This is a genomic window from Stenotrophomonas sp. STEN008, assembly GCF_056760435.1.
On the sequence record NZ_JBRRET010000037.1, the window covers coordinates 1 to 14,445 of the forward strand.

12 protein-coding genes and 1 tRNA gene are annotated in these 14,445 nt (G+C 65.8%); 10 read left to right on the plus strand and 3 right to left on the minus strand.

Annotated elements, in window-relative coordinates; all coding sequences use genetic code 11:
* Positions 1 to 604: 604 nt before the first annotated feature.
* The gene (locus ACVOME_RS15260) at positions 605 to 958 is read right to left on the minus strand and encodes a phasin family protein (protein ID WP_065175367.1); all 354 of its coding nucleotides are present in this window, start codon (positions 956 to 958) and stop codon (positions 605 to 607) included.
* Between the two features lie 115 nt (positions 959 to 1,073).
* Entirely contained in the window at positions 1,074 to 1,436 is a 363-nt protein-coding gene (gene queD / locus ACVOME_RS15265; RefSeq protein ID WP_053518296.1) for a 6-carboxytetrahydropterin synthase QueD, read from the minus strand.
* A 193-nt stretch (positions 1,437 to 1,629) separates the two neighbouring features.
* On the opposite strand from queD, the gene ACVOME_RS15270 reads away from it, so the two are divergent.
* Together ACVOME_RS15270 and ACVOME_RS15275 are read left to right on the plus strand one after the other, a co-directional pair.
* Positions 1,630 to 4,269 (plus strand): TonB-dependent receptor, encoded by a 2,640-nt coding sequence (locus ACVOME_RS15270; protein ID WP_481505252.1) that lies wholly within the window; start codon positions 1,630 to 1,632, stop codon positions 4,267 to 4,269.
* Positions 4,270 to 4,342: 73 nt separating this feature from the next.
* On the plus strand, positions 4,343 to 6,937 hold the full coding sequence (locus ACVOME_RS15275; RefSeq protein WP_481505253.1) for a M14 family zinc carboxypeptidase: 2,595 nt from the start codon (positions 4,343 to 4,345) through the stop codon (positions 6,935 to 6,937).
* 114 nt (positions 6,938 to 7,051) lie between these two features.
* Here the strand turns inward: ACVOME_RS15275 and ACVOME_RS15280 are convergent, their stop codons facing one another.
* The gene (locus ACVOME_RS15280; protein ID WP_065175363.1) at positions 7,052 to 8,464 is read right to left on the minus strand and encodes a DEAD/DEAH box helicase; all 1,413 of its coding nucleotides are present in this window, start codon (positions 8,462 to 8,464) and stop codon (positions 7,052 to 7,054) included.
* Positions 8,465 to 9,358: 894 nt separating this feature from the next.
* Between ACVOME_RS15280 and tpiA the strand changes: the two genes are divergently transcribed.
* From tpiA to nuoE, 8 genes are all read left to right on the plus strand, one after another.
* Complete coding sequence (gene tpiA, locus ACVOME_RS15285) at positions 9,359 to 10,114, plus strand: triose-phosphate isomerase (RefSeq protein ID WP_065175542.1); 756 nt, start codon at positions 9,359 to 9,361, stop codon at positions 10,112 to 10,114.
* A 33-nt stretch (positions 10,115 to 10,147) separates the two neighbouring features.
* The gene (gene secG / locus ACVOME_RS15290; RefSeq protein WP_065175541.1) at positions 10,148 to 10,585 is read left to right on the plus strand and encodes a preprotein translocase subunit SecG; all 438 of its coding nucleotides are present in this window, start codon (positions 10,148 to 10,150) and stop codon (positions 10,583 to 10,585) included.
* Between the two features lie 51 nt (positions 10,586 to 10,636).
* Positions 10,637 to 10,721, plus strand: a tRNA-Leu gene (locus ACVOME_RS15295).
* A gap of 111 nt (positions 10,722 to 10,832) precedes the next feature.
* Positions 10,833 to 11,189, plus strand: coding sequence for an NADH-quinone oxidoreductase subunit A (locus tag ACVOME_RS15300; protein ID WP_053519909.1), 357 nt, complete (start codon positions 10,833 to 10,835; stop codon positions 11,187 to 11,189).
* Positions 11,180 to 11,734, plus strand: a complete 555-nt coding sequence (locus tag ACVOME_RS15305; protein ID WP_005410463.1) for a NuoB/complex I 20 kDa subunit family protein — start codon at positions 11,180 to 11,182, stop codon at positions 11,732 to 11,734. The genes ACVOME_RS15300 and ACVOME_RS15305 overlap by 10 nt, the downstream gene beginning before the upstream one ends.
* A gap of 33 nt (positions 11,735 to 11,767) precedes the next feature.
* Positions 11,768 to 12,514, plus strand: a complete 747-nt coding sequence (locus tag ACVOME_RS15310; protein ID WP_065181852.1) for an NADH-quinone oxidoreductase subunit C — start codon at positions 11,768 to 11,770, stop codon at positions 12,512 to 12,514.
* The gene (locus tag ACVOME_RS15315; protein ID WP_053519911.1) at positions 12,511 to 13,818 is read left to right on the plus strand and encodes an NADH-quinone oxidoreductase subunit D; all 1,308 of its coding nucleotides are present in this window, start codon (positions 12,511 to 12,513) and stop codon (positions 13,816 to 13,818) included. Before ACVOME_RS15310 ends, ACVOME_RS15315 begins: the two co-directional genes overlap by 4 nt.
* 97 nt (positions 13,819 to 13,915) lie before the next feature.
* Positions 13,916 to 14,443 carry an NADH-quinone oxidoreductase subunit NuoE gene (nuoE, locus tag ACVOME_RS15320; RefSeq protein WP_006381132.1) on the plus strand — a complete coding sequence of 176 codons (528 nt, stop codon included), beginning with the start codon at positions 13,916 to 13,918 and terminating at the stop codon, positions 14,441 to 14,443.
* Positions 14,444 to 14,445: the final 2 nt, after the last annotated feature.

Sequence of the window (14,445 nt, forward strand, 5' to 3'; positions counted from 1 at the left end):
GGCGGTGTTTGCCCCTGCGCGCTGGTATGTGCGTTTTTCGGTGGGGCGCGGGGGGGAGGCCCTTGCGTGCTAAGGCCCCCCGGCGCCGGCCGGTGGCCGTCACCTCCTCCTTTACTTCGCACGCAAGGGCATCCGCCCGGCGTGCAGGGGCTGTCGGCACGCAGCGGTGTGCGGACGACGGCACCGTGTTGGGTGGGCAGGTGGGACACCTCCGGGTGTGGTATCCGCGCTAGCATGGGATCGCTCGGGTTGGGGCTGCCTGTGCGCAGGTGCGTGCGTTTTTCCGTGGCGCGCCGGTCGGATGCCCTTGCGTGCGAATGTCCCCCGGCGGCGGCCGGTGGCCGTCACCTCCTCCTTCACTTCGCACGCAAGGGCATCCACCCGGCGTGCAGGGGTTATCGGTGCGCAGAGGTGCGAAAATGCGCCGGGGACATTTGCCCACATGCTGCGGGCCGACGCGAGGCCTTTGCGCTCGCGATCTGCTCGGGCGAAGACGCGCATCTGCACGCAGGCGAGGAATAAAAAAAGACCCGGCAGAGGGAGGGATCTGCCGGGTCCGGATTGCATGGGGGGAGGGACCCATGCAATGAGCGAAAGCGTCGCGTCAGGGCGTGTGGCCGGTCGCGTCCGCTGTTGATTCGTTGTAGCCCTGCACCAGCTCGGACCAGGAGCGTCCAGCCAGCAGGCCAAGACCGACCACGTCCTGCTGGGCCTGCCCGAACCGCTGCAGGTTGTCCTGCCACAGCTGAGCGCCCTGCGACAGCAATCCGGCCGGATCTTCGCTTCGTGCCAGCTCGCCGAGCCAGCCGCCCGTCGCGGTCAGGTTGCGTTCCAGTGCCTTCAGCTGCACGCCGAACATGCTTTCAGCGTTCTCCAGCGCCAACCGGTTCGCGCGCGTTGCGGCGGCGGCCAGCTGGCGGGTGGCATCACTGAAGCGATCGCTGAAGGCGGCGGTCATGGGCGTCGGGAAAGGACTTGATGCATTGCAGCATACGCCGATGATGCCGCATTGCAACAAAAATCATAAAGGCGCCCAAGGCGCCTTTAGAAATCTTTAGATATCAATGGGTTGTTCAGGTGCCGGGGCCCCGGTACCGGCAGCCGGAGGTGCAGGTCTCGTGGACCGTGATCTCGCTCAGCGCCGGCAGCGCGGGCTTGAGTTCGTTCCAGATCCACACCGCCAGGTTCTCGCTGGTCGGGTTTTCCAGGCCGGGGATGTCATTGAGGTAGTGGTGGTCCAGGCGTTCGTAGATCGGCTGGAAGGCCGCCTTCACGTCCCCGAAATCCATGATCCAGCCGGTCTGCGCGCCGGGTTCGCCCTCGACCTTCAGTTCCACCCGGAAGGAGTGGCCATGCAGGCGCGCGCACTTGTGCCCCGGCGGTACGTTCGGGAGGCGGTGGGCCGCCTCAAGCATGAAGACTTTGAAGATTTCCATGAGCGGATTGTACGCCGCTGCTGTCGCATCCGACCGGGATCGCGCCGGCCCCGAAGCGGAGTGACTATTTCCATCCGGATGAAGAGATGTTAGCTTCTCTTATATCCGTATGAAGAGATGTTATTGGTCGGACCCCGGCCAGTCATGGATTACTGCGGAACTTCGTCGCCCTACCACCACCCCACACATCGTCATGCCCCAGCACACCCTGCTCGTGGCGGCCCTGGCCGCCGCTCTGGCCGCGCCATTGTCCGCCGCCGCCGAAACCACCGCTGCCGCCAGTGGCGAAGCCAGTACCCTGGCCGCCGTCCGCGTCACCGGTTCCAACATCAAGCGCGCCGATACCGAGGCGTCCAATCCGGTGCAGGTAATCGGCCGCCAGCAGCTGGAACAGACCGGCAAGGCCACCGTCGCCGATGTGCTGCGCTCGATCTCCGCCAACACCGGCAATGCCAACAACGAGACCACCAACAACGGCTGGGCCTCCGGCTCGGCCAGCATCGGCCTGCGCGGCCTGTCACCGAAGAACACGCTGGTGCTGCTCAACGGCCGTCGCGTGGCGAACTACGGCTTCCCGGCCGGTGGCCTGTCCGATACCTTCGTCGACCTCAATACCCTGCCGCTGGTTGCGGTCGAGCGCATCGAAGTGCTCAAGGATGGTGCTTCGGCCGTGTATGGCTCCGATGCCGTGGCCGGCGTGGTCAACATCATCACCCGCCAGAACTTCGAAGGTGCCGAGATCGGTGGCAGCTTCGGAGGTGCCGACCAAGGGGGCCTGCGCGAGCACAACCTGAAGTTCGTGGGTGGCCTCGGTGATCTGGACAGCGATGGCTACAACATCCTGTTCAGTCTGCAGGGCTACAACCGCGACCGCCTGGACCAGGACGAGCGCGATCTGACCAAGAGCGGCATCTACACCGACCTGCCGGGCGGGCGCTGGAACGGCTGGTCGGCCAAGGGGGCGCGCTATCTGATCAATGGCGTGTCGGTGCCGATGCTCGACGCCAGCGGCAACTGCCCCACCGGGACCACGCGCGTCGCGAGCGCTCCGATCGACGGCCTGGCTGGCGACACCTGCGGCTTCAACCAAGCGCCGTACACCACGCTGATTCCATCCACGAAGCGCTACCAGGCCTATGCCAACGGCACCTTCCGCCTGGGCGACAACGTCGAAGCGTTCGGTGAAGTGCTGTACAGCCAGATCAAGAGCGCGGCCTGGTTCGGCAGCAGCCCGTTCTTCACCCTGGAAAGCGGCCGCTTCGCCCTGAATGCCGAGACCGGCCTGGCCGAGCCGGTGTCGTCGCAGCTGCCGGCGGGCAATCCGTACAACCCCTACGGGCGTGCCGTGCCGATCGAGTACACGTTCTTCGATCTCGGCGGCACCATCAAGACCAACCGCTCCACCGCCTATCGCGGCGTGTTCGGCCTGCGCGGCACGACCGCCAACTGGGACTGGGAAGTGGCGGCGTTCGGTGCGCGCAGCAGCGAGCGTGAGACCGTCTCGGGCGGCTTCGCCAACCGCTGGGCGCTGGCCGATGCGCTGGCCAGCGGCAGCTACAATCTGCTCGACCCGGCGGCGACCCCGCAGTCGGTGCGTGATGCGATCAACATCGCCACGCTGCGTCCGGCCGAATCGAAGCTGCAGGGTGTCGATGCGAAGATCTCGGGCAGCCTGGGCCGCACCTGGGCCGGTGACATCGGCTTTGCCGCTGGCGCCGAGTGGCGCCGCGAGAAGCTCGATTCGAACAACCCCTGGCAGATCGATGCCGGCCTGCAGGTGCGTCCGGCCATCGCCGAGGTGCACGGCGAGCGCCAGGTCAGCGCTGCGTACGCGGAAGTGAACGTGCCGCTGGCCTCGACCCTGGAACTGTCCGCCGCTGCGCGTGCCGATCACTACGATGACTTCGGCGATGCGTTCTCGCCGAAGCTCGGACTGCGCTGGCAACCGCTGGACTTCCTGCTGGTGCGCGCGTCGGCCTCGAAGGGCTTCCGTGCGCCCTCGCTGTCGGAGAACTCCAACAGCACCAGCATCTCCTACGGCAGCGTGGTCGATCCGCGCGACCCGGATGTGCCGGGCTCGCGGCAGAGCCCGACGTTCTTCACCGTGGGTAACAGTGACCTGAAGCCGGAGCGAACCAAGAGCGCGAACTTCGGCGTGGTGCTGTCACCGTGGGCAAACACCAATCTGAGTGTCGACTACTACCGTATCCAGCTCGACAACCTGGTCGGCACCAACAACACCCAGACGCTGATCAACGACAACGTCGCCGGTGCGGTGCAGCGCGATGAGCGCGGCAAGCTGCAGGCCGTATACAACCGCTACCAGAACCTGAGCGAGCTGAAGACATCCGGCATCGACGTGGAACTCCGCCAGCGCATTCCGACGGCGCGCCTGGGAGATTTCACTCTGTCTTCGGCCTACACCCACGTCCGTGACTACCGCCGTCCGACCGTGGTCGGTGGGCCCCTGGTCGACTACGCCGGCAGCAACCTCGGCGCCAGCCTGCCCAAGGACAAGGCCACCACCACGCTGGACTGGAAGTACGGCGACTTCAACGCGGCGGTGACCTGGTACTACACCAGCAGCTATCGGCAGGAAGCCAGTACCGCCGCCAAGGCCGTGCAGCAGCGTGTCGGCAGCTACAGCCAGTACGACCTGTACCTGGGGTACACCGGCATCGACAGCCTGACCCTGTACGCCAAGGTGCAGAACCTGGGTGACAAGACGCCGCCCTACGATGCGTCGTTCCCGGGCATCCGTGCGCCGTATGACTTCACCCAGTACGACCTGCGGGGTCGCTACTTCACACTGGGCTTCGACTACCGCTTCTGATCCACCGCCGTGGCGGGTCACCTGCCGTGACCGGCCACGTTGCCCTCTGCCGTCCTGTTTCCGGGGAGTCACCGTGTCCTTCCACCGCCGTGCCGTTCTTCCGTTGCTGTTCGCCGTTGCCAGCGCAGTGTTCCCCGCGTTGTCGGCGCAGGCGCAGAGCGCCTATTTCTTCCCGCAGGCCAGCGCGGCCGACGCGTTCGACAGCGCCATTCCCACGCCGGAGCAGTTCCTCGGCTATCCGATCGGCAGCCGCTACACCCGCCACGACCAGTTGGTCGCCTATTTCGAGGAACTGGCCAGGCATTCGGACAGGATCCGCGTCCAGCACATTGGACGCAGCTATGAAGGCCGCCCCCTGCTGATTGCCACCATCACCGCGGCCAGCAACCAGGCGCGGTTGGAACAGATCCGCCAGCAGCACGCGACCCTGGTCGATCCGGCACAACCGCGCAGCGCAGCCGGTGACAGCCCGGTGGTGGTCTGGCTGGGCTACAGTGTGCACGGCAATGAAACCTCCAGCGGCGAAGCGGCGATGCTCACCGCGTATTACCTGGTGGCAAATCGCAGCAGTGAAACCCAGCAATGGCTGCAGCAGGCGGTGGTGCTGTTCGACCCGGCGCAGAATCCGGACGGACGCGACCGTGCCGCCAACTGGCACAACGCCTGGGCATCGGACCCGGCCTCGGCCGATCCGGCTGACAAGGAGCATGTCGAGCCGTTCCCGCAGGGCCGTACCAACCATTACTTCACCGATCTCAACCGCGACTGGCTGGCGCTGACCCAGCAGGATTCGCGGCCAAAGGTGGCCGCCTTCCACCAGTGGTACCCGAACGTGCAGATCGACTTCCACGAGATGGGCAAGGACAGCACGTACTACTTCGAGCCTTCGCCGAAGAGCATGCACAGCCCGTTGATCCCGGCTGCCTCCTACGAGTTCAACAGGACACTGGCCACGTACCACGCACAGGCGCTGGACGCACTGGGGTCGCTGTACTACACGGGTGAGAACTTCGACAACTTCTCGCCGGTGTATGGCTCGACCTATCCGGACTTCCATGGCGCGGTCGGTGTCACCGTCGAGCAGGCCAGTTCGCGGGGACGGGTGCAGGAGTCGGTGAACGGGCTGCTGACCTTCCCGTTCACCATCCGCAATCAGGTCGCCACCGGCCTGGGCACGGTGCGCGGTGCGGTGGCCGAGCGCAGTGGCCTGTTCGACCTGCAGAAGACCTTCTTCCAGAGCGCATTGAAGCAGGCCGCGCAGCAGCCGCAGAAGACCTTCGTGTTCGGCGACGCGCATGATCCGGCGTTGACCCGGCGCCTGCTTGAACTGCTGCTCCTGCACCGGATCGAGGTACGCGCGCTGGATCGCGATGTCACCGTCGAGGGGAAGCGCTTCCAGGCAGGCAGTGCCTATGTCGTGCCCGTGCAGCAGGCGCAGTTCCGCCTGGTGCACTCGATCTTCGCCGAGACGCCGCCGATCAAGGGCGACGTGTTCTATGGCAGCACCAGCTACGCTATTGCGCCAGCCTACGGCGTGGCCTTCGCCGGCAGCCGCAGCCGCATCGACGGCGGTGCACAGGTGAGCGAGCTGCCACCACTGCAGGGCGCGGTCGTCGGCGGCCAGGCGGGGTTCGCCTATGCCATCGACTGGCGTGACTACAACGCCAGCCGTGCGCTGGCCGAGCTGCAGGGCAGGGGACTGGCCGCCCGCGCTGCATTCCAGCCGTTCACCGCCGGAACCGCACAGGGCGATGTGGCTTTCGCGGCCGGCAGCATCGTCGTTCCGGTCGCCGGCCAGCCACTGCAGGGGGCGGCCCTGCTCGACGCGGTGGCCGCGGCGGCACGTGCTTCAGGCGTACAGGTGCATGCGTTGTCGAGTGGCCGCAGCCGCGAGGGCATCGATCTCGGCAGCGATGGCGTGAAGGCACTGCGCAAGCCGGCCGTGGCGCTGGTGATGGGCGAAGGCGTGGCGGCCACCGAGATCGGATCGGCCTGGTTCCTGCTGGACCAGCACCTGCACCTGCCGGCCAGCAAGCTGGATCCGCAGCAGCTGGGCAAGGTTCCGCTGGATCGCTACACCACCCTCGTGTTGTCCGGTGGCACCTACAACAGTGTCGATGCGACTGCCGTGGCCGCACTGAAGCGCTGGGTGCAGGCCGGCGGCTCGCTGGTGACCTATGGCAGCGCGTCGAAGTGGGCGATCGAACAGAAGCTCGCCGATGGCGAGAAGACCGGCAAGGACGAAGAGGCCGGCGACGAAAACCGTCGCGCCTTCGGTGACCAGCGCGATATCGCCGCGATCGAGCGGGTGAGCGGCAACATCCTCAGCGCCGATGTCGATACCAGCCATCCCCTGGCGTTCGGCGTGCCGGGCCGGCAGCTGGCGGTGAACAAGGAAAACAGCGTGACGCTGCAGCCGAGTGCGAATCCGTTCTCGACGGTGGTGCGCATCGACGCGTCACCACGGGTCAACGGTTACCTGTCCGAGCGCAATCGTGCGCGGGTGGCAGGCAGTGCGTGGCTGCTGGTGTCGGCCCAGGGAAAGGGCAACGTGGTGCTGTTCGCCGATGATCCGGCACACCGCAAGTACTGGCATGGCACGGATCGACTGCTGATCAATGCGATCTTCTTCGGGAATCTGGCGAATCCGGCGAAAGCACGCGGGTGAGGCGTCTGGCGCCTTGATTGATGCGCGGGCAACAAAAAAGGGACGGCGCGCCAGCGCCGTCCCCGATGTAAGGCCTCCCGCGCAGCGGGACGCCCTCATTCCTGTCAGTCAGGATCAGCCGGCGCGACCGCCGCCGCCCTGGCCGCGGCCACGACCACCGCCGTTGCCGCCTCCGCCACGACGCTGGCCCTGACCAGCGCCGGCACGCTGCTGGCCGTTGCCACCACCCTCACGACGGCCACCACCGGCCTTCTTCGGGCCGGCGTGGGCATGGCGCGGCGCATCGCCGTGCGGACGTCGCGCGTGGCTCTTGCGCGGGGCGCGCTCGCCGGTGTCGTGCTCGGCCTTACCCGGTGCACTGTTGCCCCAGCGGATCGGCACCTGCAGCTCGAAGCCCGGCACATCGCGGATGTCCATGTCGCGTCCGAGCAGGCGCACGATTGCGCGCAGCAGCTTGACCTCGTCCTGCGCCACCAGCGAGATCGCCTGGCCGGTGGAGCCGTTGCGGCCGGTGCGGCCGATGCGGTGCACGTAATCCTCGGCGACCATCGGCAGGTCGAAGTTGATCACCTTCGGCAGCTCGTTGATGTCGATGCCGCGCGCCGCGATGTCGGTGGCCACGAGCACGGTCACGCGACCGGCCTTGAAGTCACCCAGCGCACGCAGGCGCTGGCCCTGGCTCTTGTTGCCATGGATCGCCGCGGTCTTGATGCCCGACTTCTCCAGGAACGCGGCCAGCTTGTCGCTGCCGTGCTTGGTCCGGGCGAACACCAGGGTCTGCTCACGGCTGTCCTGTGCCAGCAGGTGCAGCAGCAGGTCGCGCTTGCGGCCGGCGTCGACCGGATGCACGCGATGGGTGATGGTCTCGGCCACGGTGTTCTTCGGCGTCACCTGGATCTGTTCCGGGTTGCGCATGAACTCCAGCGCCAGCTGGCGGATGTTGTCCTCGAACGTGGCCGAGAACAGCAGGGTCTGACGGTTCTGCTTGGGCAGCTTGGCCAGGATGCGCTTGATCGACGGCAGGAAGCCCATGTCCAGCATGCGGTCGGCTTCGTCCAGCACCAGCAGTTCGATGCCGGACAGGTCGATGCTGCGACGCTCCAGGTGATCGATCAGGCGGCCCGGGCAGGCCACCAGCAGGTCCACGCCACGGCGCAGGATGTCCAGCTGGTTGCCCATGCCGACACCGCCGTAGATGCAGGCGCTGGGGATGCGCAGATACTTGCTGTAGCCGCGCAGGCTGTCATGCACCTGGGTGGCCAGCTCGCGGGTCGGGGCCAGGATCAGTGCGCGCGGCTTGCGCGGGCCACCGCCACGCACTTCCTGCGGCGCGGTGCCCAGATGCTGCAGCAGCGGCAGGCCGAAGGCTGCGGTCTTGCCGGTGCCGGTCTGTGCGCCGGCCAGCAGGTCGCGACCGGCCAGCGCCAGCGGGATCGCCTGCTGCTGGATCGGGGTCGGGTTTTCGTAGCCCTGCTCGGCCAGCGCACGCAGCAGGAAGGGCGCCAGGCCCAGCGATTCAAAAGACATCGAGTGTGCTCCAAGTACAAGAAACGCCTGTCCGAATGGACAGACGGGGGCAGATCAAACTGATCGGCTGACTCGGAGCGTTCCCGTGAACCGCGCTGCGAGAATTGGGTGCAGCCGGCACGAAGCGCAGGCTGGAATGCGTGACGAACGGCGTCGGAGTGGGGGCGGGCGAAGAGGGCGGACCCTGGTCGCCGGCGATCCCGGAGGGAAACGGACGGCCGCTGCAGACTCCGCAAGTCTAAACGATGTTTGAGACTTCACGCAAAAAGGCCTGTTCAGGTAAGGGTTCTCTCTGCAGGGCTGCGCCCTGCACCCGCAGAGGCCGAAGCCACGTCAACGTCAACGTCAAAAGCGGGCTTCCTGAAGGTAGGCGGGGTGGGTCCGGTTGCGGGAGACGCCGTAAACCCGTCCCTGGGGGCTTGGCCGCGGCATCCATGCCGCGGACACCCCGCCATCCGACACCTCCCCGCCTTCGACAGTTTCCCGGTGACGGATGGATGAGATCTGTCACACCGAGGTGGGGCAGGGGTCAGATCCGGATCTGACCCCGGTAGTCACCTGCAATGCCGCTTTTGCCTTTGATCTTCTTTTCTCTTTCCGTGGCGGGCGGAACCGCCGGAATGTGTCAGAAGCCGGGCGGGTGGGGCTGCGCAGGGGCGTGAGCCGCATGGATGCGGCGATCGAGCTTACAGGGACGTACTTGCAGCGTCCCCTGTGCAGTCCCGCCCGCCCGGCCGGGCCGATCAACTACCCGGGGCTCCCCGCGACCAACCCCACCCCCGCCACGAGGGGCCGCGCCGTTGGCTGGAAATCCATGTAACCGCTTACACGGAAACGGATTTTTGCCGTAACGGGTATCATGACCGGCTGACTTCACACAGGAGCCACCCGCTCATGCGCCGCAAGATCGTCGCCGGAAACTGGAAGCTGCATGGCAGCCGTCAATTCGCCAATGAACTGCTGGGGCAGGTGGCTGCGGGGCTGCCGCTGGACGGGGTCGATGTCGTCATCCTGCCGCCGCTGCCGTACCTGGGCGAGCTGGTCGAGGAGTTCGGCGCGACCGGCATGACCTTCGGTGCCCAGGACGTGAGCAGCAACGAGAAGGGGGCCTACACCGGCGAAGTGTGCGCGGCCATGCTGCACGAGGTCGGTGCCCGTTACGGCCTGGTTGGACATTCCGAGCGTCGCCAGTACCACCACGAGAGCAGCGAACTGGTTGCCCGCAAGTTCGCCGCTGCCCTGCATGCCGGCCTGGTGCCGGTACTGTGCGTGGGTGAGACCCTGGAGCAGCGCGAGGCCGGACAGACCGAAGCGGTCATCGCCAGCCAGCTGGCGCCGGTGCTGGATCTCGTCGGTGCCGACGGCTTCGCCAGCGCCGTGGTCGCCTACGAGCCGGTCTGGGCGATCGGCACCGGCCGCACCGCGAGCAAGGAGCAGGCGCAGCAGGTGCACGCGTTCATCCGTGGCGAAGTCGCGCGCATCGATGCTAGAATTGCTGATTCACTGCCCATTCTTTACGGCGGCAGCGTGAAGCCCGACAATGCCGGGGAACTGTTCGCGCAGCCGGATGTCGATGGTGGGCTGGTCGGTGGCGCCTCCCTGGTGGCCGCGGACTTCCTGGCCATCGCGAAGGCGGCGGCCGCGAACTAAATCCTAGAAGTATTGTCCGAGGGCGGATTTCCAATGCTGATGTTGATCCTCAATGTCGTCTACGTGCTGGTTGCCGTAGCCATGATCGCGCTGATCCTGATGCAGCGTGGCTCGGGCGCAGCGGCTGGTTCGGGCTTTGGTGCCGGTGCCTCGGGAACGGTGTTCGGTGCGCGTGGCGCCTCGAACTTCCTGTCCAAGTCGACGAAGTGGCTGGCCGTGGTGTTCTTCGGCATCAGTCTCTTCATGGCCTGGTATGCCGGCCACGGCAGCCGTCCTGCCGCCGAGCAGGACCTGGGTCTGATGTCCGCCCCGGCGGCCAGCGCTCCGGCCGCCCCTGCGGGCGAACTGCCGGCCGTTCCGAAGGCCGATGAGGTCCCGGCAGCCCCGGTTCCGGCGGCGACTGTGCCGGCTCAGGCGGAATCTTCGGTTTCTGGTGAAGAAAAGCCGTCGGAAGGCTCCCAGAAAGACTGAAGCCGGTTACAATACGCGGCGCATCGGGAAGATAGTCTGATGTGATCGTTTGCCCAGGTGGCGGAATTGGTAGACGCACTACCTTGAGGTGGTAGCGACGCAAGTCGTAGGGGTTCGAGTCCCCTCTTGGGCACCATTTGTAAGTAAAGCGGGTTCACCTGGCGCGCAATGCGCCAGGGCGATTCCCGTCCACTCCCCCATGCCAAAGCGCCTGCAGGCGCAGCGGCAGAGGCAAGAGAGAATCGCTGTGCTGGCCGAATATTTGCCGTCTCTGCTGTTTCTGATCGTTGCCACCGGTATCGGCGTCGTGCTGATGCTGGTCGGCCGACTCCTCGGTCCCCGCCGCCCTGATCTGGAAAAGCTCTCGCCGTACGAGTGCGGCTTCGAGGCGTTCGAAGACGCGCGCATGAAGTTCGATGTGCGCTATTACCTGATCGCGATCCAGTTCATCGTCTTCGACCTGGAAATCATCTTCATCGTGCCGTGGACCCAGGTCTTCATGGAGCTGGGTGCCCGTTCGCTGGTCACCATGGGCCTGTTCGTCGGCATGCTGTTCCTCGGTTTCATTTACGTCTGGAAGAAGGGAGCGCTGGAATGGGAGTGATTCAGACGCTCGATGGCCTGATGAACAATCCGACCCCGGAAGGGCGGGTTGATGACATCCTGCGGCCGGAAGGCGACAATCCCCTGCTGGAAAAAGGCTTCGTCACCACCAGCGTCGACGCCCTGCTGAACTGGGCGCGTACCGGCTCGATGTGGCCGATGACCTTCGGCCTGGCCTGCTGTGCCGTGGAGATGATGCACGCCGGCGCCGCGCGCCTGGACCTGGACCGTTACGGCGTGGTGTTCCGCCCGTCGCCGCGCCAGTCCGACGTGATGATCGTCGCCGGTACGCTGGTCAACAAGATGGCCCCGGCACTGCGCAAGGTCTACGACCAGATGCCCGACCCCAAGTGGGTGATCTCCATGGGCAGCTGTGCCAATGGCGGTGGTTATTACCACTATTCCTATTCTGTCGTGCGCGGCTGTGATCGCGTGGTGCCGGTGGACGTCTACGTCCCGGGCTGCCCACCGACCGCCGAGGCGCTGGTGTACGGGATCCTGCAGCTGCAGAAGAAGATCTGGCGTACACAGACCATCGCCCGCTGACCCCTTCACCTGACAAGAGCGCGCCAAGCCCCCATGGCAGAGCAAGCATCCTTCATCGACCGACTCTCCGCACGTTTCGCTGGTGCGAAGGTCATCGTGGTCGAACCCCGCGGCGAAGTGACGCTGGAAGTGCCTGCCGCCGAGTGGCACGCCACCGCCCTGGCGCTGCGTGACGAGTTTGGTTTCGAGCAGGCCGTGGACCTCTGCGGCGTGGACTACCTGGGCTATGGCTCCGACGAATGGGACACCGCCGACGTGTCCTCGCACGGCTTCAGCCGCGGCGTCGAGGGCAAGGCGCAGGGCCGCTTCGCGTGGGGCGAGTTCCCCAGCGAGGAGAGTGCCGAAGGCGCCCGCCCGCAGCACATGCCGACCCAGCGCTTTGCCGTGGTGGCGCAGCTGCGCTCGTACCAGCACAACCTGATGATGCACCTGCGCTGCTTCGCACCTGACGAAGCACTGCCGGTGGTGTCCTCGCTGACCGGCATCTGGCCGGGCCTGAACTGGTTCGAGCGCGAAGCGTTCGATCTGTATGGCGTGATCTTCGAAGGCCACCCGGACCTGCGCCGGATCCTGACCGACTACGGTTTCGTCGGCCATCCGTTCCGCAAGGACTTCCCGCTGATCGGCAATGTCGAAGTGCGCTACGACGAAGAAAAGAAGCGCGTGATCTACGAACCGGTCACCTCGGTTGAGCCGCGTGTCGGCGTGCCGCGCGTGATCCGCGACGACGCCCGTCTGCAGACCGCAGCCGGCGAGCGCGCGCAGGAGGCAGTGAAGTGAGCCACGTACACCAGGCCGGCGAAGCGTTCGCCAGCAATGCCGCCGAAAGCCGGCAGGAAATCCGCAACTACACCATGAACTTCGGCCCGCAGCATCCGGCCGCGCATGGCGTGCTGCGCCTGATCCTGGAGATGGACGGCGAGACCATCATGCGCGCCGACCCGCACGTCGGCCTGCTGCATCGTGGTACCGAGAAGCTGGCCGAGTCCAAGCCGTTCAACCAGTCGATCGGTTACATGGATCGCCTGGATTACGTGTCGATGATGTGCAACGAGCACGCCTACGTGCGCGCGATCGAGACCCTGATGGGCATCGAAGCGCCGGAGCGTGCGCAGTACATCCGTACCATGTACGACGAGATCACCCGCATCCTCAACCACCTGATGTGGCTGGGTTCCAACGCGCTCGACCTGGGCGCGATGGCGGTGATGCTGTATGCCTTCCGCGAGCGCGAAGAGCTGATGGACTGCTACGAAGCGGTTTCCGGCGCGCGCATGCACGCGGCGTACTACCGTCCGGGCGGTGTCTACCGCGACCTGCCGGACCACATGCCGAAGTACAAGGAATCCCGTTGGCACAAGGGCAAGGCGCTGAAGCAGCTCAATGCTTCGCGCGAGGGCTCGCTGCTGGATTTCCTGGAGAACTTCACCAATGAGTTCCCGGGTCGCGTCGACGAGTACGAAACCCTGCTGACCGACAACCGCATCTGGAAGCAGCGCACCGTCGGCATCGGCGTGGTCACCCCGGAACTGGCGCACCAGTGGGGCATGACCGGCGTCATGCTGCGCGGCTCGGGCATCGCCTGGGATCTGCGCAAGAAGCGTCCGTATGCCAAGTACGATGCCGTTGATTTCGACATTCCGCTGGGCAAGGAAGGCGACTGCTACGACCGTTATCTGGTCCGCGTCGCCGAGATGCGTGAGTCCAACCGCATCATCAAGCAGTGCGTGGCATGGCTGAAGGCCAACCCCGGCCCGGTCATGGTCAAGAACTTCAAGGTCGCTCCGCCCAGCCGCGAGGACATGAAGGACGACATGGAAGCGCTGATCCACCACTTCAAGCTGTTCAGCGAAGGCTACTGCGTGCCGGCCGGCGAGACCTACTCGGCGGTGGAGGCCCCGAAGGGTGAGTTCGGCTGCTACCTGGTTTCCGACGGCGCCAACAAGCCCTTCCGCGTGCACCTGCGTGCGCCGGGCTTCGCCCACCTGTCCTCGATCGACTCGGTCGTGCGCGGCCACATGCTGGCCGACGTGGTGGCGATGATCGGTACCTACGATCTGGTGTTCGGCGAGGTTGACCGGTAATGCCGTCTGCCACGCCAACGCCTGCTGCAGGCAGCCGGCGCAAGCCGGCGCTGCAGTTCCTGGAATTTCACGTTATGCATTTCGCTGAGGTCGGCCGATGAAGGCGACAGGTAATTTCGAGGCGGCGCGCGACGTCGACCCGATGGTGGTGCTGAGCGACAAGACCCGCGCTCACATCGATCACTGGCTGTCCAAGTTCCCGCCGGACCGCAAGCGCTCTGCCGTGCTGCAGGGCCTGCATGCGGCCCAGGAGCAGAATGAGGGCTGGCTGACCGACGAGCTGATCGCCGGCGTGGCCAAGTACCTGGACCTGCCGCCGGTGTGGGCCTACGAGGTCGCCAGCTTCTACTCGATGTTCGAGACCGAGAAGGTAGGCCGCAACAACGTGGCCATCTGCACCAACATCAGCTGCTGGCTCAATGGCGCCGAGGACATCGTGCGCCACTGCGAGAAGAAGCTGGGCATCAAGCACGGCGAATCGACCCCGGACGGCCGCGTCTACCTCAAGCGCGAGGAAGAGTGCCTGGCCGGCTGCGGCGGTGCGCCGATGATGGTCATCAACGGTCACTACCATGAGCGTCTGACCCTGGAAAAGGTCGACGAGCTGCTGGACGGGCTGGAGTAAGG

What these genes read in the sequence shown, in the direction of transcription:
- ACVOME_RS15270 (WP_481505252.1), top strand. Translation starts at nt 1,630, where the DNA reads ATGCCCCAGCACACCCTGCTCGTGGCGGCCCTGGCCGCCGCTCTGGCC.
- ACVOME_RS15280 (WP_065175363.1), bottom strand. Translation starts at nt 8,464, where the DNA reads ATGTCTTTTGAATCGCTGGGCCTGGCGCCCTTCCTGCTGCGTGCGCTG.
- ACVOME_RS15260 (WP_065175367.1), bottom strand. Translation starts at nt 958, where the DNA reads ATGACCGCCGCCTTCAGCGATCGCTTCAGTGATGCCACCCGCCAGCTG.
- ACVOME_RS15310 (WP_065181852.1), top strand. Translation starts at nt 11,768, where the DNA reads ATGGCAGAGCAAGCATCCTTCATCGACCGACTCTCCGCACGTTTCGCT.
- nuoE (WP_006381132.1), top strand. Translation starts at nt 13,916, where the DNA reads ATGAAGGCGACAGGTAATTTCGAGGCGGCGCGCGACGTCGACCCGATG.
- secG (WP_065175541.1), top strand. Translation starts at nt 10,148, where the DNA reads ATGCTGATGTTGATCCTCAATGTCGTCTACGTGCTGGTTGCCGTAGCC.
- ACVOME_RS15305 (WP_005410463.1), top strand. Translation starts at nt 11,180, where the DNA reads ATGGGAGTGATTCAGACGCTCGATGGCCTGATGAACAATCCGACCCCG.
- tpiA (WP_065175542.1), top strand. Translation starts at nt 9,359, where the DNA reads ATGCGCCGCAAGATCGTCGCCGGAAACTGGAAGCTGCATGGCAGCCGT.
- queD (WP_053518296.1), bottom strand. Translation starts at nt 1,436, where the DNA reads ATGGAAATCTTCAAAGTCTTCATGCTTGAGGCGGCCCACCGCCTCCCG.